General features: G+C 58.9%; 18 protein-coding genes. 8 read left to right on the top strand and 10 right to left on the bottom strand.

Annotated elements, in window-relative coordinates; genetic code table 11:
• Positions 1-176 precede the first annotated feature (176 nt).
• Positions 177-689 carry a GNAT family N-acetyltransferase gene (locus K0P33_RS16390; RefSeq protein WP_094951810.1) on the top strand — a complete coding sequence of 171 codons (513 nt, stop codon included), beginning with the start codon at positions 177-179 and terminating at the stop codon, positions 687-689.
• Here K0P33_RS16390 and K0P33_RS16385 read toward each other — a convergent pair.
• The 3 genes from K0P33_RS16385 to ccoN all read right to left on the bottom strand — a co-directional run bounded on the left by K0P33_RS16385 (position 686) and on the right by ccoN (position 3,107).
• Positions 686-1,378, bottom strand: a complete 693-nt coding sequence (locus K0P33_RS16385; RefSeq protein WP_242149569.1) for an aspartate/glutamate racemase family protein — start codon at positions 1,376-1,378, stop codon at positions 686-688. The genes K0P33_RS16390 and K0P33_RS16385 overlap by 4 nt on opposite strands.
• A 90-nt stretch (positions 1,379-1,468) precedes the next feature.
• A complete protein-coding gene (locus tag K0P33_RS16380; protein ID WP_094951812.1) occupies positions 1,469-1,678 on the bottom strand; it encodes a cbb3-type cytochrome c oxidase subunit 3 in 210 nt (69 codons plus the stop codon).
• Position 1,679: 1 nt separating this feature from the next.
• Positions 1,680-3,107, bottom strand: a complete 1,428-nt coding sequence (gene ccoN, locus K0P33_RS16375) for a cytochrome-c oxidase, cbb3-type subunit I (protein WP_242149567.1) — start codon at positions 3,105-3,107, stop codon at positions 1,680-1,682.
• A 253-nt stretch (positions 3,108-3,360) separates the two neighbouring features.
• Between ccoN and K0P33_RS16370 the strand changes: the two genes are divergently transcribed.
• Entirely contained in the window at positions 3,361-3,855 is a 495-nt protein-coding gene (locus tag K0P33_RS16370) for a hypothetical protein (RefSeq protein ID WP_094951814.1), read from the top strand.
• Positions 3,856-3,939: 84 nt separating this feature from the next.
• The gene (locus K0P33_RS16365; protein WP_242149564.1) at positions 3,940-4,611 is read left to right on the top strand and encodes a DUF3313 domain-containing protein; all 672 of its coding nucleotides are present in this window, start codon (positions 3,940-3,942) and stop codon (positions 4,609-4,611) included.
• Between the two features lie 4 nt (positions 4,612-4,615).
• On the opposite strand, the gene K0P33_RS16360 is transcribed toward K0P33_RS16365, so the two are convergent.
• The 5 genes from K0P33_RS16360 to K0P33_RS16340 all read right to left on the bottom strand — a co-directional run bounded on the left by K0P33_RS16360 (position 4,616) and on the right by K0P33_RS16340 (position 13,186).
• A complete protein-coding gene (locus K0P33_RS16360) occupies positions 4,616-5,614 on the bottom strand; it encodes a DUF3829 domain-containing protein (protein ID WP_094951815.1) in 999 nt (332 codons plus the stop codon).
• Positions 5,611-7,200, bottom strand: a complete 1,590-nt coding sequence (locus K0P33_RS16355; RefSeq protein ID WP_242149562.1) for a J domain-containing protein — start codon at positions 7,198-7,200, stop codon at positions 5,611-5,613. The genes K0P33_RS16360 and K0P33_RS16355 overlap by 4 nt, the downstream gene beginning before the upstream one ends.
• Positions 7,201-7,318: 118 nt before the next feature.
• Complete coding sequence (locus K0P33_RS16350; RefSeq protein WP_242149559.1) at positions 7,319-8,713, bottom strand: DUF1254 domain-containing protein; 1,395 nt, start codon at positions 8,711-8,713, stop codon at positions 7,319-7,321.
• A gap of 215 nt (positions 8,714-8,928) precedes the next feature.
• On the bottom strand, positions 8,929-9,294 hold the full coding sequence (locus K0P33_RS16345) for a response regulator (protein ID WP_242149556.1): 366 nt from the start codon (positions 9,292-9,294) through the stop codon (positions 8,929-8,931).
• A 337-nt stretch (positions 9,295-9,631) separates the two neighbouring features.
• Positions 9,632-13,186, bottom strand: a complete 3,555-nt coding sequence (locus tag K0P33_RS16340; RefSeq protein WP_242149554.1) for a hypothetical protein — start codon at positions 13,184-13,186, stop codon at positions 9,632-9,634.
• A 280-nt stretch (positions 13,187-13,466) separates the two neighbouring features.
• On the opposite strand from K0P33_RS16340, the gene K0P33_RS16335 reads away from it, so the two are divergent.
• From K0P33_RS16335 to K0P33_RS16315, 5 genes are all read left to right on the top strand, one after another.
• On the top strand, positions 13,467-16,964 hold the full coding sequence (locus K0P33_RS16335; RefSeq protein WP_094951820.1) for a response regulator: 3,498 nt from the start codon (positions 13,467-13,469) through the stop codon (positions 16,962-16,964).
• 15 nt (positions 16,965-16,979) lie between these two features.
• Positions 16,980-17,795, top strand: a complete 816-nt coding sequence (locus tag K0P33_RS16330) for a protein-glutamate O-methyltransferase CheR (protein ID WP_242149550.1) — start codon at positions 16,980-16,982, stop codon at positions 17,793-17,795.
• Complete coding sequence (locus K0P33_RS16325) at positions 17,792-18,391, top strand: chemotaxis protein CheB (protein WP_094951821.1); 600 nt, start codon at positions 17,792-17,794, stop codon at positions 18,389-18,391. The genes K0P33_RS16330 and K0P33_RS16325 overlap by 4 nt, the downstream gene beginning before the upstream one ends.
• Positions 18,385-19,578, top strand: a complete 1,194-nt coding sequence (locus K0P33_RS16320; RefSeq protein ID WP_242149548.1) for a hybrid sensor histidine kinase/response regulator — start codon at positions 18,385-18,387, stop codon at positions 19,576-19,578. Before K0P33_RS16325 ends, K0P33_RS16320 begins: the two co-directional genes overlap by 7 nt.
• Before the next feature lie 78 nt (positions 19,579-19,656).
• A complete protein-coding gene (locus tag K0P33_RS16315; RefSeq protein WP_094951823.1) occupies positions 19,657-20,034 on the top strand; it encodes a response regulator in 378 nt (125 codons plus the stop codon).
• A 39-nt stretch (positions 20,035-20,073) separates the two neighbouring features.
• Here K0P33_RS16315 and K0P33_RS16310 read toward each other — a convergent pair whose 3' ends face one another.
• Complete coding sequence (locus tag K0P33_RS16310) at positions 20,074-21,744, bottom strand: response regulator (protein WP_242149545.1); 1,671 nt, start codon at positions 21,742-21,744, stop codon at positions 20,074-20,076.
• The gene (locus tag K0P33_RS16305; protein ID WP_094951825.1) at positions 21,744-23,243 is read right to left on the bottom strand and encodes an ATPase domain-containing protein; all 1,500 of its coding nucleotides are present in this window, start codon (positions 23,241-23,243) and stop codon (positions 21,744-21,746) included. The genes K0P33_RS16310 and K0P33_RS16305 overlap by 1 nt, the downstream gene beginning before the upstream one ends.
• Positions 23,244-23,867: the final 624 nt, after the last annotated feature.

The raw sequence follows: 23,867 nt of genomic DNA, 5'->3' as shown, positions 1-23,867 counted from the left end.
GCCGACACATCCTGTTCACGCTTGGAAGATTCAAAGTATCGCAAAGCCGGCTGAGCAGACCTGTAGGAAAATACTACGTGTTGGCCAGGCAAACTCTTAGAGCGCACGCCGCTTTCCATTGTGCAGGGAGGCGTCCTACACTGGCCTGCCTCTTGTCTTTCAAAGGATGAAACACAATGCACACACCTGAACCCCATATCGTGATCCAGCGCTTTACTGAAGCCCACCTCGAAGGCGTGGCCGCGCTCTATAACGAACCGGCTGTATGCCGTCAGGTGCTGCAAATGCCTTTCCAGTCAGTCGAGGCCTGGCGCAACAAGCTGGTCAGCGATAACGAGCGGCGGCTACAACTGGTGGCCGTGCATGGCGGTGAGGTAATCGGCCAACTCGGTTTGGAACAGTACCTGCGCGTACGCCAGGCCCATGTCGGTTCGTTCGGCATGGGCGTGGCGACAGCCTGGCAGGGCAAAGGCGTAGGTTCCAAGCTGTTGACCGCTGCCCTGGACGTGGCCGACAACTGGATGAACCTGCGCCGCGTGGAGCTCACGGTGTACGCCGATAACGAAGCCGCGCATAACCTGTACCGCAAGTTCGGCTTCGAAGTCGAAGGGCGGCTGCGCGATTACGCCCTGCGTGACGGCGTGTTCGTCGACACCCTGAGCATGGCGCGCCTGCGCAAGTCGGCTTAACCCCCTAGAGCAAACGCCACCGCAGCCTGCGCATGCAGCTCGGTGGTGTCCAGCAGCGGCAAGTCGCTGTGCTGCGGCTTGATCAGCAGACCGATTTCCGTACAACCGAGGATGATCGCCTGGGCGCCACGCGCGGCCAGCGAGTCGATCACGCGTTGATCAACTTGGCGCGATGCATCACTGATCACCCCGACACACAACTCCTCATAGATGATCCGGTGCACGGCCTGGCGCTCGTCCGCGTCGGGCACCAGCACGGTCAAACCTTGGGCGGCCAGGCGCGCTTTGAGAAAGTCCTGTTCCATGGTGAATGCGGTGCCGAGCAGGCCAACCGTCAGCGTGCCAGCCTCAACAGCGGCTTTACCTGCCGCATCGGCAATGTGCAGGAACGGAATCGACACCGCCGCCTCGATACGCGGCGCCACTAAGTGCATCGTGTTGGTACACAGCACCACACACTCGGCACCACCGGCCTGCAGGCGGCGCGCGGCATCTTCGAGGATCAGCGCGGTGTCATCCCACCGGCCGACATGCTGGGCTTGCTCCACCGGGCCGAAGTCCACGCTGTACATCAGCAGTTGCGCCGAGCGTAGCGGGCCCAGCTGGTCGCGCACGCGCTGGTTGATGATGCGGTAATACTCGGCGCTGGACTCCCAGCTCATGCCGCCGATAAGGCCGATAGTGCGCATGCGATGCTCCGGACAGGGGATGTCGCCTCACCTTACCCATCCAGCGCGCTTTAGTCATACGCAGTTACCGGCCAAATGACCGGAGCAGTTTCACATGTCCAGGTTGACCCAGCCCGGCTTGGGCTGCTCCGGGGCCACCGCGTTGATTGGCTTGCCGGTGGCCTGTTCGACTCGCCGCGCCACGTCAGGGTCATCAGCGAACGGCAGCAAGCTGGCGTCATCCAGGCTCTTTTCAGATTCCCCGCGCAGGCAATATTCCACCGCGCCGTACAGGCACACCAGCATCAACAGGCTCCACATCTCAGGCGATCCGCGCGTCAAGCTGCGCGACGCGCAAGTCGGCGATCCGCACTGTACGCCAGGTGTTGTAGGCCATCAGCAACATGCCCGTCAGGAAAAACACGCCGCCGGCAAAACGCACCACAAACCCCGGATGGCTGGCCTGCAAGGCTTCGACAAACGAATAGGTGAGGGTGCCGTCGTCGTTCACCGCCCGCCACATCAGGCCCTGAGTGATGCCGTTGACCCACATCGAGGCGATATAGAGCACCGTACCGATGGTGGCCAGCCAGAAGTGCAGGTTGATCAGCCCCACGCTGTGCATCTGCTCGCGGCCGAACACTTTGGGAATCATGTGGTACAGCGAGCCGAAGGTAATCATCGCCACCCAACCCAGCGCCCCGGCGTGGACGTGGCCGATGGTCCAGTCGGTGTAGTGGGAGAGGGCGTTGACGGTCTTGATCGCCATCATCGGGCCTTCGAAGGTCGACATGCCGTAGAACGCCAACGATAACACCAGAAAGCGCAGGATCGGGTCGGTGCGCAACTGATGCCAGGCGCCGGACAAGGTCATCATGCCGTTGATCATGCCGCCCCAGCTCGGCGCCAGCAGGATCAGCGACATCGCCATGCCCAGGGACTGCGCCCAGTCCGGCAGGGCGGTGTAGTGCAAATGGTGCGGGCCGGCCCAGATGTACAGGGTGATCAATGCCCAGAAGTGCACGATCGACAAGCGATACGAGTAAACCGGGCGTCCGACTTGCTTGGGCACAAAGTAGTACATCATCCCCAAAAAGCCGGTGGTGAGGAAAAAGCCCACGGCGTTGTGCCCGTACCACCATTGCACCATCGCATCGGTGGCCCCGGAATACACCGGGTAAGACTTGAACCAGCCCACCGGGATCGACAGGTGATTGACCACATGCAACATGGCGATCACCAGAATAAATGCGCCGAAAAACCAGTTGCCCACGTAGATATGCCGGGTCTTGCGCCGCACCACGGTGGTGAAAAACACCACCGCGTAGGCCACCCACACCACGGTCATCCACACCGCGCCGGAGAATTCAATCTCGGCGTATTCCTTGGTGGTGGTGTAACCCAGCGGCAAGCTGATCAACATGATCACGATCACCGACTGCCAGCCCCAGAAGGTAAAGGCCGCCAGCGTGTCGGAAAACAGCCGTACCTGGCAGGTGCGCTGCACCGCGTAGTAGCTCGCAGCGAATTGCGCGCTGCCAGCAAAGCCGAAAATCACCAGGCTGGTGTGCAATGGCCGCAGGCGGCCAAAGGTGGTCCAGGGCAGATCCAGGTTCATCTCGGGCCACACCAGTTGTGAGGCGATCCACACGCCCATGGCCATGCCGACCACGCCCCAGGCGATGGTTGCGATGACGAATTGGCGCACGACTTTGTAGTTATAGGCCTGTCCGGTTGTTGCGTTACTCATGCTCAGTCCTCCCACGGTTCCAAGTGGCGGGCACTGTAGGAAGCATGGGCAAAACAAAACAGACTCAGAAAAAGCCGATTACTACGGATCAGTTGTTAAGGCGTGAAAGCGCTGGTTACAGCGGTTCTGATCCGCTTTTTAACTTCTCGCCTGAATCTTCAACGCACTGCGCTGGCATCGCATAATCGTACAGCCCGCCGCCGCATCTGCCATGATCAGTGTTCGCAACCTGGCTTATCCAAGGAACGCCGCAATGGACGATGTACAGCAACTGGGCGAGATGCTTCGTCATTACGCCGACAGCGAAGCGCATAAAAAGCAGCAATTCGACGTGCAGTCGGCCCGCTGGGCGCAAAAGCTCGGCGAGCTGTTCGGGCAGATTGAGCAGTGGCTGGAGCCGGTCAAAACCGTGGGTTTGCTGGAGGTCCAGCGTGAAGCCTACGTGGCCAGTGGCCCGAGCCTGCCGGTAGAAACATCAACCTTCAAGACCGAGAAGCTGACCGTGCAGATCACCGGCAAGCCGGTGGAGTTCGTGCCTGACGTAATGGGCGCGGGCGGCTCGATTTCCGTGTCGGTCATGGGCCTGACCGCCGCACGGCACGGGAGTGTCTCGCTGGTGCTGGCGGCCGACAAAAACGACTGGTTGTGGAAGAAAACCAACGGCCTCAAAGACCCGGACACCTTTGCCTTCGACGCGAACTTTCTGGCGTCGCAGCTGCAGAGCCTGATCCCGCGCGAACGCGGCTGAGCAATTTATCACTGCGTTGGCTATACATAAGGCTCCGTGTCTCGATGATCACCTCCAGGGAGCTCAATAATGAGGAGTGCAATGATGAAACTAAGGCCAATGGTCAGCGCGCTGTGCATCGCTTCAATCGCAATGGCAGGGTGTGCCAGTAAGGTCACCCAGCCGGACGAGTATTCCGGCTTTCTCTCCGATTACAGCCAACTCAAGGAAGCCAAGTCACCCTCGGGGGCCGAGGTGATGCGTTGGGTCGACCCGAATTTGGACGTGAGCCGTTACAACGCGGTGTATGTCGAACCCACCCAGTTCTATCCCAAGCCGCATGCCACCGCGAAAATCCCGGACAGCACCCTGAACGGTATCAACCTCTACTTCAACCAGGCGCTCAAGCGTGAACTGGCTAAATCACTGCCACTGGCCAACGCCCCAGGCCCGGGGGTGATCGTGGTGCGCGCTGCCATCACCGCTGTCAGCAGCAAGACTGAAAGCCTGAAACCCTACGAATACATACCTGTGGCCTTGGTGGTGGCTGCTGTGAGCACCGGCGCAGGTATTCGTGACCAGCAAACAACCCTGGGCACCGAGGCGCAGTTTCTCGATGGCGCCAATGGCAAGGTGATCGCCCAGGTGGTGCGCAAAGGCACCGGCAAGTCGCTGTCCAACGACTCGCAGGTGATGAAGGCCGATGACGTCAAAGGCGTTATCGATGGCTGGGCATCGGACCTGCATCAGTCGTTTGTGAAGCTGAAAAAGCGCTGAGGGCTTAAAACGCGTTCCTTGCAGGCCGGTTGTAATAGCTGAGCAGGGCGTCGTAGCGGCGGGTGACGAGGTAGTAATCGTCACTCAGTTGCTGCGGTGGGGCGTGGTCAAGCCAATCTTGCAGCAGGCTCTGCAATGCTTTGAGGTAGGCATCGGCGGGCGCTCTGATGGTGTACCAAAGGTGCAGGGTTTCATCGTTGAGGTTTTTGTCCGGGATTTGATCCACGAACCCGGCGCTGTTTTCGTTGGCGCGCTGCACTGCAGCCGTTAACGCCGCCAAGGCCTTGGGTGTGAGGTTGGCGTTGCGCACACCCTCGTCTATCTGGTCCACCGCGTGCCGTGCCGCGATCATGTAGTTGAGCAGGTGCCAGTGCAGGTCGCGACCCAAGCGCGCCTCCAGCAAAGCCAGTTGGGCAGGGCGCAGGCGTTGATCTTCCTGCGCCAGGTCGTGGCGCAACTGGGTGGAGATTGCCGTGTAGGTTTCTCCATTTCTGCTGAGTTCGTCCTGAAAGCGTTGCAACATGACATCGCCAAACAGCCGTTGTTGATACGAAGTGCCCAACGTCGAGGTGATTTTTTGCAGGCGCGATACGTACTCGGCGGTCATCCCGATCAAGGGGCTGCCAGGTTGCTGATGTTCCAACTTAGTGGTGATGGTTGGCGCGCACACATCATTCTGGATCAGCCGCGCCTGCGGCTCGCTGTTGTCGCCAAACTCCTCGCGTGCCCTGGCGTAGCGGCCGACCGGCAACGACGTTTGTAACTCAGGTTCTGCATCGGCCTGTGGTGGATGAGCTAAGCGTTGGTAGGCCAGCCGCGTGTCCCGGTCGACGCGGTTCATGCAATCGATGATCGGCGCCAGGGCGCTGGCAGAGGCGGTTTGCGGGCTGTCCAGCCTGTCCACCCACAATGCGAGCACCTGGGTTTGTTTGCCCGCGCCGGCAAGGCCGAACAGCATCAGCATAAAGACCACGCCAACGGGTATTAATAGGCCTGGGTTCATCGCTTGGCCTCCTGGCCGTACCATTGCGCGGGTGTAGGCGGGGCCTGGCAGTGCTCGGCGGTTTGCGGCATGCGGCTGCACACGCGCTCGGTCCATTGTTGCAGGCCTTGATTGCGACTGACTTGATGGCGGCTATCGAGGTATTTCAACCCAGCGAAGACCAACGCGAAGGCGATGGCACCCAGGCCTACTGCGCCGATTACCTTGCGTGGATAAAGCGCCGCCCATTCCTTGTAGCTCATGCTCGCTCGGCGTTTGCCCACGCCAATGGCGGCCAATATCGCCACCAGCGTCAGGCCGGCGATAGGGCCGAACTGAATGCTGACGGCAATGCTCATGGTCGCTCCAGGGATCAGGTCGCGCACGGGCAACAGCGGCAGATGGGTAGGGCTTAACCTGCGCGGCAGTTTTGCGCCGAGACTTTCATCCAGCACGCGCAGCCGATGTGCCAACGGGCGCCATACCTGCCAGGCCAGCGCGCCCGCAGCCATGTAGGCCATTGACCACGCCAACGCTTCACCCGCGCTGTCCACTAGCGCGCCCGCATGCCAGGGCGCCTTGCAGAGCGCACCGGCCAGGCAACCCAGCACAATCGCCACCAGCAGTGGCCAGGTGTCAACGGCGGTTTCCCAATCCTGCCAGAAATAGGGCGTGCCTCCCGGCAGGGCGAACGCAACGTCGGGATGGTCAGCCTTAAGGGCGGCGGCCAGCTTACGACACGCTTCCCAGTCTGCTTCGCTTAACCGCTGTGCGAACGCACGCCGCTGGCCCAGGGACATCGGCGCCAGCAGCAATCGCGCAGCGCGTTGCTGAGCGGTGGCCGGTGCGGCGGCCGCCAACGCACGCTGGTGGGCCATGAATACCGGGCCTTGCTGGCGCCGTAACAAGTGCTGCCATTCGTCCTCGGGGCACGCGTGGTTGTTACCGCCATGCCAATTTTGGCCAGCGCGCACTGCCTCAAATACTGCAGGCGACCAGAAATGGCTCTCGGCCAACATCGTCGCCAGCATCTGGTTAAACCATTGGGTATGCGCGGGCTGCTTGAGCCAAGGGTAATCAACGCGTGCTGCGTAGGCGCTGAGAAAGTCCACTTCGTTGCGCTGAGCCATGGCCAGCGCCAAGCGGTATTGCAGGGCGTCCTTGCACCGGTCTGCCAGCGCGTCGATCAGCGCCTGTGGCAGTTCAAGGCGCTGCCAGGCGCTGAGCCACTGAAACGTATCGAACGCCCAGTGTCGGTCTTCATCGCTGACGTCGTCGTGCGAGACACAGCGCTTGAGCAGCGCCACTTCGAATTCCAGCCCGGCGCCGGCAGCCATCGCCTGCTCATAGTGCTGCTGCAAGCTCACGGCGGTGATAGCCGCCGGCGTTGCCTCCACAACCAATGCCTCTACCGCCACCGCGCACGCAGCCTGTTCCTGCTGCGCCCATTGCTGCCAATTCAAGGCCTCTTCGTAAGCCTCGCGCAGGCGTTGAAAGCCCTCGGCGTCATCATCCGGCCGGGTTTTCTTCAACAACGTGGCGTATTGGCGCTTGATCGTGCGGCTATCGGCATCCGGCGGCAGGCCAAGGACATCCCAGCAAGTCATGTGCGGTACAACTCCATAAAGAACCGCGCGCACCTTACTCGTTTTATTGCTCGATAAACCAGTGGTAGTCAGGGAAGGCGCTGCCCGGCCGACTGCGTTTGCGGCCGGGCACGCGGTGTTACTTGAGCGGCGTCAACGGTGGCAGCTTCCATTGGCCCACGTCAGGCTTGGGCAGGTAGATGCGCAGTACGGCGTAAAACGGACCGGGCGGGGCGGGCAGCCAGTTGCTCTGTTCGGCTTTCGGCGGCTCGTGGTGCTGTAACGCCAGGGTCAGGCCGCCGTCGGCGTCGCGCTTAAGGTTGGGCAGCATCCCTGAGTTGATCTGGTAGCGTTTCTTCAGGTTAGGCGCCAGCAGCTTGGTCTTGGCGTCGTACATGGTCAGCGACCAGAACGCCTCGGCGGGCGGCAAATTGTCTTTGTCAAAATGCACGGTGTAGCTGTGGCGCGCACCATTGGCCGGTTTACCTTCGCTGTCGACGTGGTAGCTCAAGTAAACGGCTTCATCGGCAGAGTTACCAAAAATGCCTAAGTCGGCACCGGCGTAGCGGTAGAGGTAGTTGTTTTTCAGACGGTCACGGCTACCGAACAGGTCACCGCTGGACACTTGGTGCGTGTCGATCTTGTCTTTCTTGAACGCGGCAAACTCAGCCCGAGCGTCGGCAATCCCATCTTCCAGGGCTTTGCGTTGTTCAGCGGTCAACTCTTTGACCTTAAAGGGCGCACCAGGGGCGATACCGATTTTGGCAAAGCGCGCCAGCAGGTCTGTTTCGCTGTCCTGTGGTGCGGCAAACGCGAGCATGAAGTTCAGGTAGCGGAACAGCTGCGGCCCCTCGGTCATGGTGGCCATCGGCTTTGGCCAGACGATTTTAGACACCGGGGCCGGAGCGGGCTGTTTTACATAGCCGCTCAGCGGCTGCACTTTGTAGCCGTTCTGGATCTGCTTGACCTTGTTCAGGTCCTTCTCGTCAAACAACTGCGTGCGGTACAGGGCATAGGCGATATTGCTTTCGCTGTACACCACACGGTCGATGTCGACCGGCTGCTGACCTTTCCAGTCAGGGCCCGCGATCATGTAGTGGCCGCCATTGTTGCCGGTACTGCGCGTACCTAAGTAGGCGATATTTTGCGTATAGAGGTCGATCAACTGCACCGAGTAGTAACGGTTGTCTTCGATCTTGGGCAAGGTCAGCACCAACGGCTCTTTGCGCAAGTCCATCCACATGAAGGAGTAAGGCGTGTCCGAATTCGGGGTGGCGAACGCGGTGTCCTTGGGGGTGAAGACCTGGGCGGTGTTACCGATGTGGTTGAACGGTGCCTTGAAGTTGGCACCGCCCTTATCCACGGCCTGGGTGTAGAGCGTCTTGTACATCGCCACTACCGGGTAGCCATACAGGTAGGCTTCCTTGGCAATGGCCCGGGCTTCGGCCGGGGTTGCCGTGAAGTCGGCCAAGGCACCGGTACTCATCAGAATCGAGAGGCTCGCCAACAGCAGGCGCGTCGGTTTTCCAATCATGTTGTTGCGTCCTTCCTGAGTTCTTTATAAAGGCGTGGGATCAAGGCGCTGAGTTAACCGTTTTATTGGCCGAACGTCACGTTAATCCCTGCAAGACTTAGCCGTGAAGTGATAAGGGCAGGCGAGCAGGCACAGAGTAGCCCCCCAGCAGCTGAAATAGCCCGAAGATATGCGGTGGTGCAACGAAATGAGGCGCGTAGTGCCGTGGCGGGGCTTCAGCCGACAGGCAACATCGACTTGACCTTGTCACGCAGCTGGTCGATGGAGAACGGTTTGCCGATCACTTGCATGCCCGCCGGCACGTCAATACTTTCGGCATAGCCGCTGGCGAACAGAATAGGCAGGGCAGGGCGCAACTCGCGAACCTTGGTCGCTAACTCCTTACCGTCCATGTCGGGCAGGCCGACATCGGTCATCATCAGGTCGATCACCTGGTCAGTGTTTTCGACCAGCTGCAAGGCCTCTTGAGCGTCCGCCGCTTCAAGCACGCTGAACTCCAACTCTTCGAGTACATCGACGATCAGCATGCGCACGATGGCGTCGTCTTCGACTACAAGGATGGTGGAGGGGGCAACGGACATAGGGAAAATTCCTGAGGAGTTGTAAGTGCTGGCCTTTAGTCATTTAACGACCATTCTCATCCCTGAGTCCTGCCGATCCAGGTAAGTTCCCCAGAGATCAAAACATTGTGACGCTAATGCGCGGCAATGTCCCGCCCGGTGAGCGGGTTCAGCAGCGCAAAGCCGAATGAGCGCTCGGATAGCTACAGCCGACCCTCGCATCACAACAAAAGACTGCGAGACACCTTGAACAGCAGGCCTGGCTGCTAATGGTCAGACCGAACTGGCCGAACAAGTGCAGGGCCAACTGACCTTGAGCATGTTCGGCCGTAATCAGGGCTGGAGCCATTCACACGAGTCAAGGTGCTAACGGATTGGACACCATTATTGAAACAGCAAAACTATCAACCTTACTATCAAGAACGTCATTCGGCTGGAACGGGCTGACGTAGAACTGACGCGTTCCTTGCGCAGACATGAACGGTTTTAACGTGGCGGCCATGGCCCCGCGGTCTAATAACTTCTCCATAGCGTTGCGCATAGACTGCAAATTATCAAACTTGGCGAGTCCGCTATCGGGATCGAAGAAGAACCATTCTTTTTTACCATTTCGGATCCTGACTGCAGCCAGCATGGCGTGATCTTCAGTGCTGATTCTCAGGTATTTTGAGGTGGTGGCAGTACTGAGGTCGTTAATAATGCGCTGAGAATCGATCAATGAAGGCATGCGTCCTATATGAAAATCCCCCGTTTGGTCTAAAACATTTTGGAGTGATTTCATATCATGGTTGAATTTTGTATGTTGGGCCATTGGCGTTGCGGTAGTAGAGGCCTTGCGAAGGTTCTCCAGAAATATTTTTTCGTCTCCTCGATGCAGTGCCAGCGCCATTGCATTTGTCATCCCAGCACAGTAGCCCTTTGAAGTTAAATCAACGCGCGCGAGGTATTGTGCTTGGGCAAAGCGGTCGAAAGAAACGCCTGGGCCGGCAATGTCGGCGGCAAAAATATTTGTGAAATACTCCCCATCTCTAATTCTTTCCTCCTTTATTGTCCTCGCCAAAAGCCCTATTTCTTCCGGCGTCCGATTGGGGTTTGCGGCCAACTTCAGTAAGTCCTTCAAGCGTGTTTGGCCTGTGTAATCCGGCAGCGCCTGAAGCACCCCATTTTTATAACCCTGATTAAACCGCGCAAGGCTATTGGGCTTTCGTGCCTCAACGAGCTTCTTGTAGAAATTCCCAAACGCAACTCCCAAGCTGCTGCTAAGCGTGCCGCCACGCAGGGGAGTGAAGTGGTCGATTGGCGAGCCATACACACTATTTTTTAAGGGGTCATAGTTATACCATTGATCGTTCTTGCGTACCGCGACCGTGTCGATGGTGCGATCTCCAACGTTCACAGAGCCGATTAACGCTGTCCCGTGCTGCTTGCTTATCTGCTGAAGTTTTTGGTAACCGCCATTGGAGGCCCTGAGCTTTTTAAGCCACCCAGTACTCTTCGTGTAGCCCTTGAGGAGCAAATGCCCGGCTCCCCATATTATGTCGCCCGCCCCACTGAGTGGGTTGAGCACCTCAAAGGCGGACGCCCCCAGGAACCTGATAGCTTTTGCAGCCTTGGCGCCATTGCCAAAGACTTTGGCGGCCTGGGCAGTCTTGCCTGCGCCAAACGTCAGCAGTCCAATGACATCCATCGTTAGGTCGGCTATCCCCTCGACGACGCTGCCTTTCGCCAGGTTGACGATGGCAGACCGGAACGGGATGAGGTTGAGGAAGAATTCACCAACCCCCTTGTCAAGCGAACGATCATGATCGTAGGACGTCACGCCTCTGGCGTGATCCAGCACACTTTCATCATCCAGGCCTAAGGATTTAACGTAGAAATTGGCAATCTTATTGGTTCGGTTCGAGTCGAAACTTTTGGGGATCTCAGTACTGCCTGGCTTATCAGTCTTGGCAATGCTGGAGTCGCTGGGATAAGGCGTAATGATCGAAGTAACGGGCTGATAGCCTCCGTCTATTTTAATTACCTGTTTCAGGTTTTCTGTCATGCGCTCGTTTTGTTTAGTGATTGTCCCTTTGGTGGTGTCGATCTCATAAAGATTGCTCTCACCCTCGTACGTAGTTTTCACAAACAATGTATGTTCGCGACGCACCGTCACGAGTGCGTTACCCGCCGCATCTTTGTAGTGTTTTTCGTAAGAGAACTCGATCTCGCCGAATTCAAAATTTTTGCGGTCGGCTAATGGCAATTGGGATATCAGGTGCTTGACCATTCCGTGATGGCCCTTTTTTTGCGCCGCTATCGACGCCTCGAATTGGGTCGTGAACACCTCGGGCGCTGGAAGCCTTTCGGAACGTGTAAAGTTGTTGAACGCATCGATTGGCACCCTGCGATCGTTGGTGACCCATTTGTATTTTTCCCCCAGCATTTCCCCTTCCATCACAATATCAAGCATGGAACGCAACCTTGGATCGCCGGCTCCGGGGCGGCCTGTGTAGGCCTTTGCGAGGAATCGTGCTTCAAAAACCGTTGGATCAAGCTTTGGGAACTCAGCTTTGAGGGCGTCAAGCGCAATTTTTTTTCGACTGGCCAGTGGCGTGTATAAAGAAGTAGAAGTCTCCACCAGCGCATCCAAGCGACTGTCGTAGGCCGCTTTGGTCTGTTCCATTTGTGACGCTGTCGGTTCGGGAGTTGAGGGAACCAGTGCGCCATTTACCGGGGTCCAACTGGTTTGCAAGATGGGCAGCAAACCATTGGCTAACCCCCACTCTTTTAGAGTTTCGCGCTGAGCAAGTTGAACGTCGATATCGCTGGTCGGCAGCGACTCCGCTAGGGCCATAACCTCGACATAGGTCATGTTAGGCACCCGGCCAGGCGTCTGGGCTTCGATCTTGGCTGCTGCGGTTGTCAATTGCCCCCAGAGAACACCGCCGACTTTCACAATCGAGGGAATATCTTTGATCAGAAACTGCGGGGCGTGACTCGCCAACAGAACGTGGGTCGCAAGTTTAGCGGCCGAGTCTGTCGCCAGGCCTTCCTTGATCAGATACTTGCTCAGGTGCTCGGCAACCAGCGAGGGTGATTGACCCCAATACATGGGGGAGTCCAGATAAATATCACCGATTTTGTTGGGTTCGGGGTGCCAAAGGCCACCCAGGTCAAGCCCATCGATCATCGCGGTCAACAGATAGTCATAAATACTGGTGGGTGTGGCCACACCCTTCAGGTGCGCCTGTAACGCCTGCCCCAGCGCCTGGGCCCTGGGGGAATCGAACAGTTTTTGTAGCGTCTGTTGAGGGTCACTTTGCAAATCACGGTGCGTGAGCGAACTGCCGTGCAACAAGTAATGCAGCGTGCCGTTGCCATGTGTCGGCAACGGCAAGCCAGGCAAGCCGCTGTTACGGGAGAAGAGGAACGCGCGAATGCTCCTTCGGTCCTCTTGTGACATCGCAATTGGCCAGGAAAGGCCGCCGCCCAAATTCCCCAGCACCGGGATTGAAGCCTTTTGCCCAATTTGTTTGGCCAACGTAGCGACTTGTTCGGCGGTAACTGGCAGTTCATAACCGAGGTCGGTAATGACGGCCGCCAATGTCGGGGGCGTGGAGCCTGCCAAGGCGTAGGTGGACCCTACGTAAGGCACGTCAATTTGACTTTTTAACGCGCTTGAAATTTGGAGTGGAGTGAGGGGCTTGCCCTCATTTTGGGTACCCATTTGGCGGAGTTGGTCGACCAAATTGAAAAGGTTCTGGTTGTCTGCTTGGAGCTGTCCCACCGTTTTGGTTGGTGGCTGCGCTGCTGCGGGATTGCTTGCGGGGGCCGGCGTTATTGATGAAGTGTTGGAGATGTTTTGCGCAGGCAGTTGAGCTTCTGTGGTGGAGACGTTCACTGTTTGTTGCGTAACACTTGAAATGCTCATTTAGCGTACCTTGGCAAGTCATAAGAAGACGCCGTCCAAAAGATCTTCCGTGTTCCTGAGGCGTGCTTCTGAGTGCGAAGCCAATGAAAGTTCGTTCCTCTTTTGCTGTAGGAAGTTGTTATAAGTTGTGTGCGACGTACTCAAGGAAGCTGGCCAAAATCAGCGCGAAATCCACCCGCGCCTTGTAGGTTTTCGCCTCAAACCAGCGCAGAAACATAGCCCTGACCCCTGATGTTCGGGCAAACTCCTCCTTTTTCCGTACTTTGGCCAAGGCATGCCCATGACTCCCGCGTCGTCCGTCGATGAAAAGAGCTTTCGTAAACTCCTGAGCCGTAACGTGGCCCTGCCGTTGGGTGTGGGCGTGCTCAGCGCAGTGTTTTTCGTCGTGCTGATTACTTATTTGTTGTCGGTGATCCAGTGGGTGGAGCACACCGACCGGGTCATCAATAACCTCAATGAGTCATCAAAACTGACAGTGGACCTGGAAACCGGCATGCGCGGCTTCTTGATCACTGGCGATGAGCATTTCCTCGACCCCTACGAAGTGGCCAAACCGCGGATCATTGCCGACTTGCGTAACCTGCAGGAACTGGTGGCGGACAACCCCCAGCAGGTAGACCGCCTCAAGCGCCTAGAGGCGATGCAGGCCGAGTGGAACAAGTACGCGCAGTCGATGATTGATATGCAGCGCCAGAGCGGTGATTACCGCAGCGCGGTCAAGGCCGGTCGGGGCAAGCGCCTCACGGACGAGATCCGCAAGGAGTACGACGATGCGGTGGCGATGGAGCAGCAGTTCCGCATCACCCGCAATGAAGAAGTCACCAAGACCACGGTGGTCAGCGTCACCCTGTACCTGGCGTTCGTACTCGGCCTGAGTGGGTTCCTGGCGTATGTCGGTCGTAAGAATTTGCTCTCACTATCAAGGAGTTACAGCGATAACCTCGCGTCACAACAGAAGATTGCGCGACGCCTTGAACAGCAAGCCTGGCTGCGCAGTGGTCAGACCGAACTGGCCGAACAAGTGCTCGGCCAACTGACCCTGAACATGTTGGGCCGTAACATCCTGCAGTTCTTTGCCCAATACATGGGCTCGGCAGTCGCCGCGCTGTATGTGCGTGAAGAGCACGGCGGCCTCAAGCGTGTGGCGACCTATGGTTTCTCCCGCGAACAGGAGCAGCAGGAACAGTCGATCTACAGCGACGAAGGTATCGTCGGGCAGGCCGCCCAGCTTGATCGCCTGATTCGCTTGGACGATGTGCCGGTGGACTACTTCAAGGTCAGTTCCGGCCTGGGCGAAGGCGCTACTCGCAGCGTGCTGGTGATGCCGACCAGCGAGGACGACCGTGTCAACGGCGTGATCGAACTGGGTTTCCTGCGCTCACTGGAAGAACGTGACGTCGAACTGCTGGAGCTGATTGCCGGCAATATCGGCACCTCTATCGAAGCCGCGCGTTATCGCCAGCGCCTGCAGGAAGTACTGGCCGAGACCCAGCAGCTCAACGAAGAGCTGCAAGTGCAGCAGGAAGAACTCAAGACCGCCAACGAAGAACTCGAAGAACAGTCACGCATCCTCAAGGAGTCCCAGACCCACCTGGAAACCCAGCAGGCCGAGCTTGAGCAGACCAACGAGCAGTTGGCCGAACAGACCCAGACCCTGGCCGAGCAGCGCGACGCCATGGACCGCAAGAACGTCGAGCTCAACAAGGCACAGCTTGAACTCGAAGACCGCGCCGACGAATTGCAGCGCTCCAGCAAGTACAAGTCCGAGTTCCTCGCCAACATGTCCCACGAGCTGCGCACCCCGCTGAACAGCTCGTTGATCCTGGCCAAGCTGCTGGCGGAAAACCCCCAGGAAAACCTCAGCGCCGAACAGGTCAAGTTTGCCGAGTCGATTTATTCGGCGGGCAATGACTTGCTCAACCTGATCAACGACATTCTGGATATTTCCAAGGTCGAAGCCGGCAAGCTCGAGGTGCGCCCGGAAAACTCCAGTGTCGTGCGTCTGGTGGACGGCCTGCGCGGCATGTTCGAACCGTTGGCCGCCGACCGCAAGCTGGCCTTCCAGGTGGAGGTGCAAAGCGATGCGCCGACCCTGCTGTTTACCGACCGCCAGCGTCTGGAGCAGATCCTCAAGAACCTGCTGTCCAACGCGATCAAGTTCACCGAGCAGGGCGAGGTCAGCCTGTCGGTGTCCCGTGCGCCGAACGAGAGCATTGCCTTTACGGTGCGCGACTCCGGCATCGGCATCGCCCCGGACCAGCAGGAAAGCATCTTCGAAGCCTTCCGCCAGGCGGACGGCACCACCAACCGCCGCTACGGCGGCACCGGCCTGGGCTTGTCGATCTCGCGCGACCTGGCCACGTTGCTCGGCGGCTATATCAGCGTGACCAGCGAACCGGGCAAGGGCAGTGTGTTTACCCTGGTATTGCCGGAGCAGTACATCGAGCGCGAGGAGGGCGCGGCGCCCATCGAGCAGCCGCGTCACGCTGTGGCGGCGCCTGCACCTGCACCGATCGCCATCTCGCCGCTGCCGGTGGCCGATGCGCAACAGATCCCACGTTTTGCCGATGACCGTGACAAGGCACCGTTCACCACCCGTTGCATCCTGGTCGTGGAAGACGAGCCGAACTTTGCGCGCATCCTGTTCGATTTGGCCCACGAGCTGGGCTACAACTGCCTGGTCGCCCATGGCGCGGACGAAGGCTACAGCCTGGCTGAGGAATTCGTGCCGGACGCGATCCTGCTGGACATGCGCCTGCCGGACCATTCCGGGCTGACGGTGCTGCAACGCCTGAAAGAACACGCCAACACCCGCCACATCCCTGTGCACGTGATTTCCGTGGAAGACCGCGTCGAAGCCGCCATGCACATGGGCGCCATCGGCTATGCGGTCAAGCCGACCACGCGCGAGGAGCTCAAGGACGTGTTTGCGCGCCTGGAAGCCAAGCTGACACAGAAGGTCAAGCGCGTACTGCTGGTGGAAGACGATGACCTGCAGCGCGACAGCATTGCCCGCCTGATCGGCGACGATGACATTGAGATCACCGACGTCGGCTACGCCCAGGCCGCCCTGGACCTGCTGCGCACGAATATCTACGACTGCATGATCATCGACCTCAAGCTGCCGGACATGCTCGGCAACGAGCTGCTCAAGCGCATGGCCACCGAGGATATCTGCTCGTTCCCGCCAGTCATCGTCTACACCGGGCGTAACCTGACCCGTGATGAAGAGGCTGAACTGCGCAAATACTCGCGCTCGATCATCATCAAGGGTGCGCGCTCACCTGAACGTTTGCTGGATGAAGTGACACTCTTTCTGCACAAAGTCGAGTCCCAGCTGTCCCATGACCGCCAGAAGATGCTCAAGACCGCGCGCAGCCGTGACAAGGTCTTTGAGGGGCGCAAGATCCTGTTGGTGGACGACGATGTGCGCAACATCTTTGCCCTGACCAGCGCCCTGGAGCACAAAGGTGCGGTGGTGGTGATCGGCCGTAACGGCCGCGAGGCCATCGACAAACTCAATGAAGTGGACGACATCGACCTGGTGCTGATGGACGTGATGATGCCGGAGATGGACGGTTACGAGGCCACGGCCTTGATCCGTCAGGACCCGCGCTGGAAGAAGTTGCCGATCATTGCGGTCACGGCCAAGGCCATGAAGGACGATCAGGAGCGCTGCCTCGCGGCAGGCTCCAACGATTACCTGGCCAAGCCGATTGACCTGGATCGTCTGTTCTCGCTGATTCGCGTATGGCTACCGAAGATGGAACGTATTTAAGTGGAGCAGCGTTTTTTGGACAAAAGCAGCGACATTGAGCTGCGCCTGTTGATCGAGGCGATTTACCTCAAGTACAGCTACGACTTTCGCGACTATTCCGGTGCGTCGGTCAAGCGGCGTGTGGCCCATGCCCTGCGCCAGTTTGACTGTGCAACCATTTCGGCGCTGCAGGAGCGGGTGTTGCACGACCCTGGCGCGTTCATGCAGTTGCTGCAATTTCTGACGATCCCCGTGAGCGAGATGTTTCGCGACCCGTCGCACTTTCTGGCGATTCGTCAGGAAGTGGTGCCGTTGCTCAAGACCTATCCGTCGATCAAGATCTGGATCGCCGGCTGCAGCACAGGCGAGGAGGTGTACTCCATGGCGATCCTGCTGCGCGAAGAGGGGTTGCTCGAGCGCACCATCATCTACGCCACGGACATCAACCCGGCATCGCTGGATAAAGCCAAACAAGGGATTTTCTCCCTGGAGAATGTACGCGCCTACACTGCTAATTATCAGCAGGCTGGCGGCCAACGTTCATTCGCCGACTACTACACGGCGGCCTACGATTACGCGATCTTCGACAAGACCCTGCGCGAGAACGTCACCTTTGCCGACCACAGCCTGGCGACCGACAGTGTATTCTCAGAAACTCAATTAATTTCATGTCGCAACGTACTGATTTATTTCAATAAAAAATTGCAGGATCGAGCGTTTGGATTGTTTCATGAGTCGCTGTGTCATCGCGGCTTCCTGGTGCTGGGCAGTAAGGAAACCCTGGATTTTTCCGCCTACAGCAAACAATTCGAACCCTTGGTCAAGCAGGAACGGATCTACCGAAAATCATGAACGAGGCGCAAGCCAACCCGTTTTTCGGGATTGAAGCCATTGTCGTCGGCGCCTCAGCCGGCGGCGTCGAGGCGTTGCTGAAGATTTTTGGCGACCTGCCTGAAGGGTTTGCCTTGCCGATTATTGCCGTGTTGCACCTGCCGGACGAACGCCGAAGCCAGTTGGCGCAAGTGTTCGCGCGGCGCCTGCGTATCCCGGTGAAGGAAGCGCGGGACAAGGAAGTGATCGAGGCCGGCACTGTGTACTTCGCCGGGCCCGGCTACCACCTCTCGGTAGAACATGACCACAGCCTGTCCCTGAGCCAGGAAGACCGCGTGCACTATTCCCGTCCGGCCATTGATTACCTGTTCGCCTCAGCCGCTGATGCCTACGGCAAGGGTTTGCTGGCGATCCTGCTGACCGGCGCCAACCAGGACGGCGCGCGTGGGCTGGCCCACGTCAAACAATCGGGCGGCACCACCGTGGTACAAGACCCCAAGGAAGCACACATTGCCGTGATGCCGTTGGCGGCCTTGGCACTGCACACACCTGACCATATTCTGACCTTGAGCCGCATTGCCTCATTGCTGGCTTCCCTGGAATCTTCCCCATGTTAAGTAATATCCAGGCCAAATTGCTGATCGTCGACGATCTGCCGGAAAACCTGCTGGCCCTCGAAGCGCTTATCAAGCGCGAGGATCGCCAGGTCTTCAAGGCCTTGAGCGCCGACGAGGCCTTGTCACTGTTGCTGGAGCACGAGTTCGCCATGGCGATTCTCGATGTGCAGATGCCCGGCATGAACGGTTTCGAGCTGGCCGAGCTGATGCGCGGCACCGAAAAGACCAAGAACATCCCGATTGTGTTCGTCAGCGCTGCTGGCCGAGAACTCAATTACGCCTTCAAAGGCTATGAAAGCGGCGCCGTGGACTTCCTGCACAAGCCGCTGGATATCCACGCGGTCAAGAGCAAGGTCAACGTGTTCGTCGACCTGTACCGCCAGAGCAAGGCGATGAAACTGCAAGTGGAAGCCCTGGAGCGCAGTCGCCGCGAGCAGGAACTGCTGCTGACGCGCCTGCAGGCTACCCAGGCTGAATTGGAGCAGGCGGTGCGCATGCGTGACGACTTCATGTCGATCGTCGCCCACGAAGTGCGTACGCCGCTTAACGGCCTGATCCTGGAGACCCAGCTGCGCAAGATGCACCTGGCCCGGGATAACGCCGCCGCATTCACCCTGGACAAGATGCACGCCATGGTTGACCGCGACGAGCGGCAGATCAAAAGCCTGATTCGCCTGATTGAAGACATGCTCGACGTGTCGCGCATCCGCACCGGCAAGCTGTCGATCCGCCCGGCGCGCTTTGACCTGGCCCTGTTGGTGCGTAACCTGGTGGAAAACTTTGCACCGCAAGTCGCGGCCGCCGACTCATCGATGCACCTGGAAACCGAAGGCCCCGTGGAGGGCAATTGGGATGAGTTCCGCATCGAGCAGGTGGTCTCCAACCTGCTGACCAACGCGCTGCGCTACGGGGCCAAGAGCCCGGTGGAAGTGCGGGTCTACACCGAGCATGGCGAAGCGCGGGTGGAAGTGCGTGACCATGGCATCGGCATCAGTGAAGACAACCAGAAGCGCATATTCCAGCAGTTCGAGCGGGTGTCGGCCAGCCATGTCTCGGCGGGCCTGGGCCTGGGGCTGTTTATCTCCGAACAGATCGTGGCGGCCCACGGCGGTACCATCGAGGTCCAAAGCCAGATAGGCGAGGGCGCCCTGTTCCGGGTGTGCCTGCCGCTTGAGGCGGCCGCGTGAAATCAATCGTCACCTCGACGCAACCTCTGCGTGACCCCATGGTCGTAACTGCAGCAATTGACCGGACAAAGGCTTCCCATGAGTGAAGATGCACAAGATGTCGTTCTGATCGTCGAGGACGACGAATCCATTATGTTTGTGCTGGGTGAATACCTGGCAGGCCTGGGCTATCGGGTGTTGAAGGCGATCGACGGGGAGCAGGCCTTCGAAATCCTCGCGTCCAAGCCGCACCTGGACCTGATGGTCACGGACTACCGCCTGCCGGGTGGGATTTCCGGGGTGCAGATCGCTGAGCCTGCGATCAAGTTGCGACCGGAATTAAAAGTGATCTTTATCAGCGGCTACCCGCAGGAAATTCTCGACTGCAATAGCCCGATCACGCGCAACGCGCCGATCCTGGCCAAGCCGTTTGACTTGGATACGCTGCAAGAGCATATCCAGCGCCTGCTGGCGTGAAGGGTGACAGGGCTGCCATGCAGCCCTTGTTGTAGCGCCTCAACCCTGAATCATTTCCCGCACTTTTGCCGTTAACAGATCAAACGTGAACGGTTTGGTGATCAACTGCATCCCCGGGTCCAGGAAGCCGCCGCGTACCGCCGCGTGTTCGGCGTAGCCGGTGATAAACAGCACCTTGAGCTGCGGGCGCATCTGCCGACCGATTTCCGCCATCTGCCGGCCGTTCATGCCGGGCAGGCCCACATCGCTGATCAGCAGGTCAATACGCTGTTCGGATTCAATGATGGGCAGCGCCGTATCGGCATCACACGCCTCGACGAAGGCATAACCCAGTTCTTTGAGCACTGCACTGACTAATACCCGCACTGCCGGGTCATCCTCGACGATCAATACGGTTTCACCCGCATTGGCGAAGGGCAGCAGCGTTGGGTTGAGCAGCTCCAGCGTCTTCATCTCGCCGACAAAGCGCGGCAGGAACAGGCTGACGGTGGTGCCTTTATCGATTTCACTATGGATCGTGACGTGGCCGTGGGACTGGCGGGCAAAGCCGTAGATCATCGACAACCCAAGGCCGGTGCCCTGGCCGATGGGTTTGGTGGTGAAAAACGGATCGAACACCCGGCCGATCAGGTGTTCGGGGATACCGCAGCCGGTGTCGCTGACGCTCAGCTCAACGTAATCACCGGGCTTCAACGTGCCGTAGGCGGCGGTGAACACGCTGTCCAGGTGGCGGTTGGTGGTTTCGACCACCAGCTTGCCGCCGCCAGGCATGGCGTCCCGTGCGTTGATGACCAAGTTGAGCAGGGCGCTTTCGAGCTGGTTGGGGTCGGCTTCGGCGGTCCAGAGCGTGTCGCTCAGGCGCATATCCAAGGCGATGCTTTCATTGATGCTGCGTTGCAGCAATTCGCCCATGGAGGCGACCAATTGGTTGATCTCCACGGGCTTGGAATCCAGCGACTGACGACGGGAAAACGCCAGCAGGCGGTGGGTCAGGCCGGCGGCGCGGTTGGCCGAGGTCACGCCTAGGTCGATCAGGCCATCGAGGTCGTCCAGCTTGCCGCGCGATATGCGCCTGCGCAGCAGCTCCAGGCTGCCGATAATCCCGGTGAGCATATTGTTGAAGTCATGGGCGATGCCGCCGGTCAACTGGCCGACAGCTTCCATTTTCTGCGACTGGCGCAGCGCCTCTTCATTGGTGCGCAGTTGCGCCGTGCGCTCCTCGACTTGCTGCTCGAGGGTTTCCAGCGTGCGTTGCAGGCGCAGCTCGCTCTCGCTCAAATCAATCAGCCGGTCGCGGGCTTCGTATTGCCGCCGTCGGCCGCGCAGGGCGGCGCTCACCAGACTGATCAAGGTCACTGGATGGAAGGGGCGCTCGAGGAAGGTCACGTTGCCCAACAGCCCGCTCAAGTGCGAGGAACCGTTCTGCTCGCTGCCGCCATGGTGGGTCATCAGCACGATGGGCAGGTCCGACCAGGCCGGTTGCTGATGCAGGTATTCCAGCAGCGGCTCCAAATCGACGCCGCGCAGGGCTTCGTCGGCGATCACCAGCAGGCCGGCGCCGTGCTCTAACGCTTCGCACAGGTTCGCCAGGTGCGTGGCGATGATGCCGCTGTAGCCGGCCTGGTTCAGCATCATCAGCGCCAATGAGCCGTCACGGCCCATGGGCGCCAGGATGATTGCACGCTCGGAGACGGGAGATAGGCCAGTCACTAGCCCTCTTCCTTGAGCAAAGGTGAGCCCGCGCCCATGTAGGTAGGAATGCCGCGTAACACGCCTTGGAAGTTATCCAGGGGTTCGCCAACCGTCATGCCGCGACCGCCGATGCGGTATTCGCGGATAGTCGATTCATGCGAGCCGGTGCGTTTCTTGATGATCGAAATGGCCCGACGCACCTTGCCCAGCGCTTCGAAGTAGCGCAGCAGAATGACCGTATCGGCCAGGTAAGTGATGTCTACCGGGGCCTGCATATCGCCCACGAGCCCGTGCTGGGCAACTGTCATGAAGGTCGCGGCGCCACGGCGGTTGAGGTACAGCAGCAGTTCGTGCATGTGCAGGATCAGGGCATTTTCTTCGGGCATGGCGGCCTGGTAGCCGTTGATGCTGTCGATCACCACGGTTTTGATCCCGCGTTCATCCACGCAACGCCGCACCCGGTGTGAGAATTCGCCCGGCGACAGCTCGGCAGCGTCGACCTGTTCGATCAGCAAGTTGCCGGTGGCTTGCAGGGCCTCGAGGTCGATGCCCATGTTTCGCATGCGTTCGAACAACAAGCCCAGCTCTTCATCAAAGATAAACAACGCGGCTTTTTCGCCACGGGCCACGGCGGCTGCGGCAAAGATCATCGAGATCAGCGACTTGCCGGTACCGGCCGGGCCCAGGATCAAGCTGCTCGAACCGGTCTCGACGCCGCCGCCCATCAGGGCATCCAATTCGGCTATGCCGCTGCTCAGGGTCTGGCGCGTGTAACCACCGCGATGCTCGGCGGCGACCAAGCGCGGGAATACATGGATACCGTCGGCCATGATGGTGAAGTCGTGGAAACCGCCACGGTATTTCTGCCCACGGTATTTCACCACCCGCACGCGGCGGCGTTCGGCGCCGTAGTTGGGGGTCAGTTCTTCCAGGCGAATCACGCCGTGGGCCACGCTGTGCACGGTTTTATCCAGGGATTCGGTAGTCAGGTCGTCGAGCAGCAGCACGGTGGCGTCGTAGCGCACGAAGTAGTGCTTGATCGCCAGGATCTGGCGGCGGTAGCGCAGCGAGCTTTGCGCCAGCAGGCGGATCTCCGACAGGCTGTCGATGACCACGCGGGTCGGCTTGACCGCTTCGACCACTTCAAAGATTTGCCGGGTGGCTTCGCCCAATTCCAGGTCCGACGAATACAGCAGGCTCTGCTGGTGGTCGGCGTCGAGCAGGCTCTCGGGTGGGGTCAGTTCGAAGATGTGGATATTGTCATCCAGGTCCCAGCCGTGGGACTTTGCGCCATGGCGCAATTCGCGCTCGGTTTCGGACAGGGTGATGTACAGGGATCGTTCACCGTTTTTCGCGCCGGCTTGCAGAAAGTGCAGCGCTACGGTGGTTTTACCGGTGCCGGGTTCGCCTTCCAGCAGGAACAGGTGGCTGCGCGATAGCCCCCCGGAAAGAATGTCATCAAGACCTTCGATGCCGGTGGCCGCCTTTTCACTGAACAGCTCTTTGGATGTAGACAAGAAGTGCCCTCAGGTCACGTACAAGTAGAGGAGCGCGCCGCCCTGGGCGCGCCATATTTACTTGACCGTAGTGGTCCGTAGCGGTTCAACACTTCGTGATATTTGTAGCCTCGTTGCGCTTATAGGCAGCCTTTGGGGGGCTTTTTGGTTAGGTGACTTCTATGGTGATTAAGAGAGATCTGGGAGTCGGTAACCTGTAGTGCGGTAGCCTGGTTTGGTGGTGCTTCTTTAGTTGGATTGAGTACATATCCATTGCTGCGGTAACGGCGGCTTAGGGTTCCGCCCTTACGGCGGGTCACTTTTGGAAAAGAGCCCCAAAAGTAACCAAAAAGGCTCTTGCCCCACCACTCGGCACCTCGCTTAGGCTCGGTGTGCCCTCACTCCGGCTTGAATCCGTGGGCCGCCGCCATGGGCCATCCTTGGCCCATCGCGGCTAAACCGGCGTCCTGCCGGTTTACCCACGGATTCAAGCCTGCGTTCGGCCAGCGTGGTTAACGGGGCGCCTAAGATCAAGATCAAAAGCAAGAGCACGGCGGCCTAGTAGCCGACCTGAGTGGTAGAAGCAAAGCAGGGCAGAAGCACAGCAGCACCACATCTAGCTGATGTAATGAGATCCAACTGTGG

Origin of the sequence: Pseudomonas sp. ArH3a (assembly GCF_022648765.1) — a bacterium.
Classification (GTDB): domain Bacteria; phylum Pseudomonadota; class Gammaproteobacteria; order Pseudomonadales; family Pseudomonadaceae; genus Aquipseudomonas.
This window is presented reverse-complemented; position numbering and strand designations above follow the sequence as displayed.

Coding starts and splice junctions, on each gene's coding strand:
- K0P33_RS16360 (WP_094951815.1), bottom strand. CDS start 5,614: ATGAACCCAGGCCTATTAATACCCGTTGGCGTGGTCTTTATGCTGATG.
- K0P33_RS16325 (WP_094951821.1), top strand. CDS start 17,792: ATGAACGAGGCGCAAGCCAACCCGTTTTTCGGGATTGAAGCCATTGTC.
- ccoN (WP_242149567.1), bottom strand. CDS start 3,107: ATGAGTAACGCAACAACCGGACAGGCCTATAACTACAAAGTCGTGCGC.
- K0P33_RS16315 (WP_094951823.1), top strand. CDS start 19,657: ATGAGTGAAGATGCACAAGATGTCGTTCTGATCGTCGAGGACGACGAA.
- K0P33_RS16320 (WP_242149548.1), top strand. CDS start 18,385: ATGTTAAGTAATATCCAGGCCAAATTGCTGATCGTCGACGATCTGCCG.
- K0P33_RS16390 (WP_094951810.1), top strand. CDS start 177: ATGCACACACCTGAACCCCATATCGTGATCCAGCGCTTTACTGAAGCC.
- K0P33_RS16335 (WP_094951820.1), top strand. CDS start 13,467: ATGACTCCCGCGTCGTCCGTCGATGAAAAGAGCTTTCGTAAACTCCTG.
- K0P33_RS16385 (WP_242149569.1), bottom strand. CDS start 1,378: ATGCGCACTATCGGCCTTATCGGCGGCATGAGCTGGGAGTCCAGCGCC.
- K0P33_RS16370 (WP_094951814.1), top strand. CDS start 3,361: ATGGACGATGTACAGCAACTGGGCGAGATGCTTCGTCATTACGCCGAC.
- K0P33_RS16365 (WP_242149564.1), top strand. CDS start 3,940: ATGAAACTAAGGCCAATGGTCAGCGCGCTGTGCATCGCTTCAATCGCA.
- K0P33_RS16340 (WP_242149554.1), bottom strand. CDS start 13,186: ATGAGCATTTCAAGTGTTACGCAACAAACAGTGAACGTCTCCACCACA.
- K0P33_RS16380 (WP_094951812.1), bottom strand. CDS start 1,678: ATGTGGAGCCTGTTGATGCTGGTGTGCCTGTACGGCGCGGTGGAATAT.
- K0P33_RS16350 (WP_242149559.1), bottom strand. CDS start 8,713: ATGATTGGAAAACCGACGCGCCTGCTGTTGGCGAGCCTCTCGATTCTG.
- K0P33_RS16355 (WP_242149562.1), bottom strand. CDS start 7,200: ATGACTTGCTGGGATGTCCTTGGCCTGCCGCCGGATGCCGATAGCCGC.
- K0P33_RS16345 (WP_242149556.1), bottom strand. CDS start 9,294: ATGTCCGTTGCCCCCTCCACCATCCTTGTAGTCGAAGACGACGCCATC.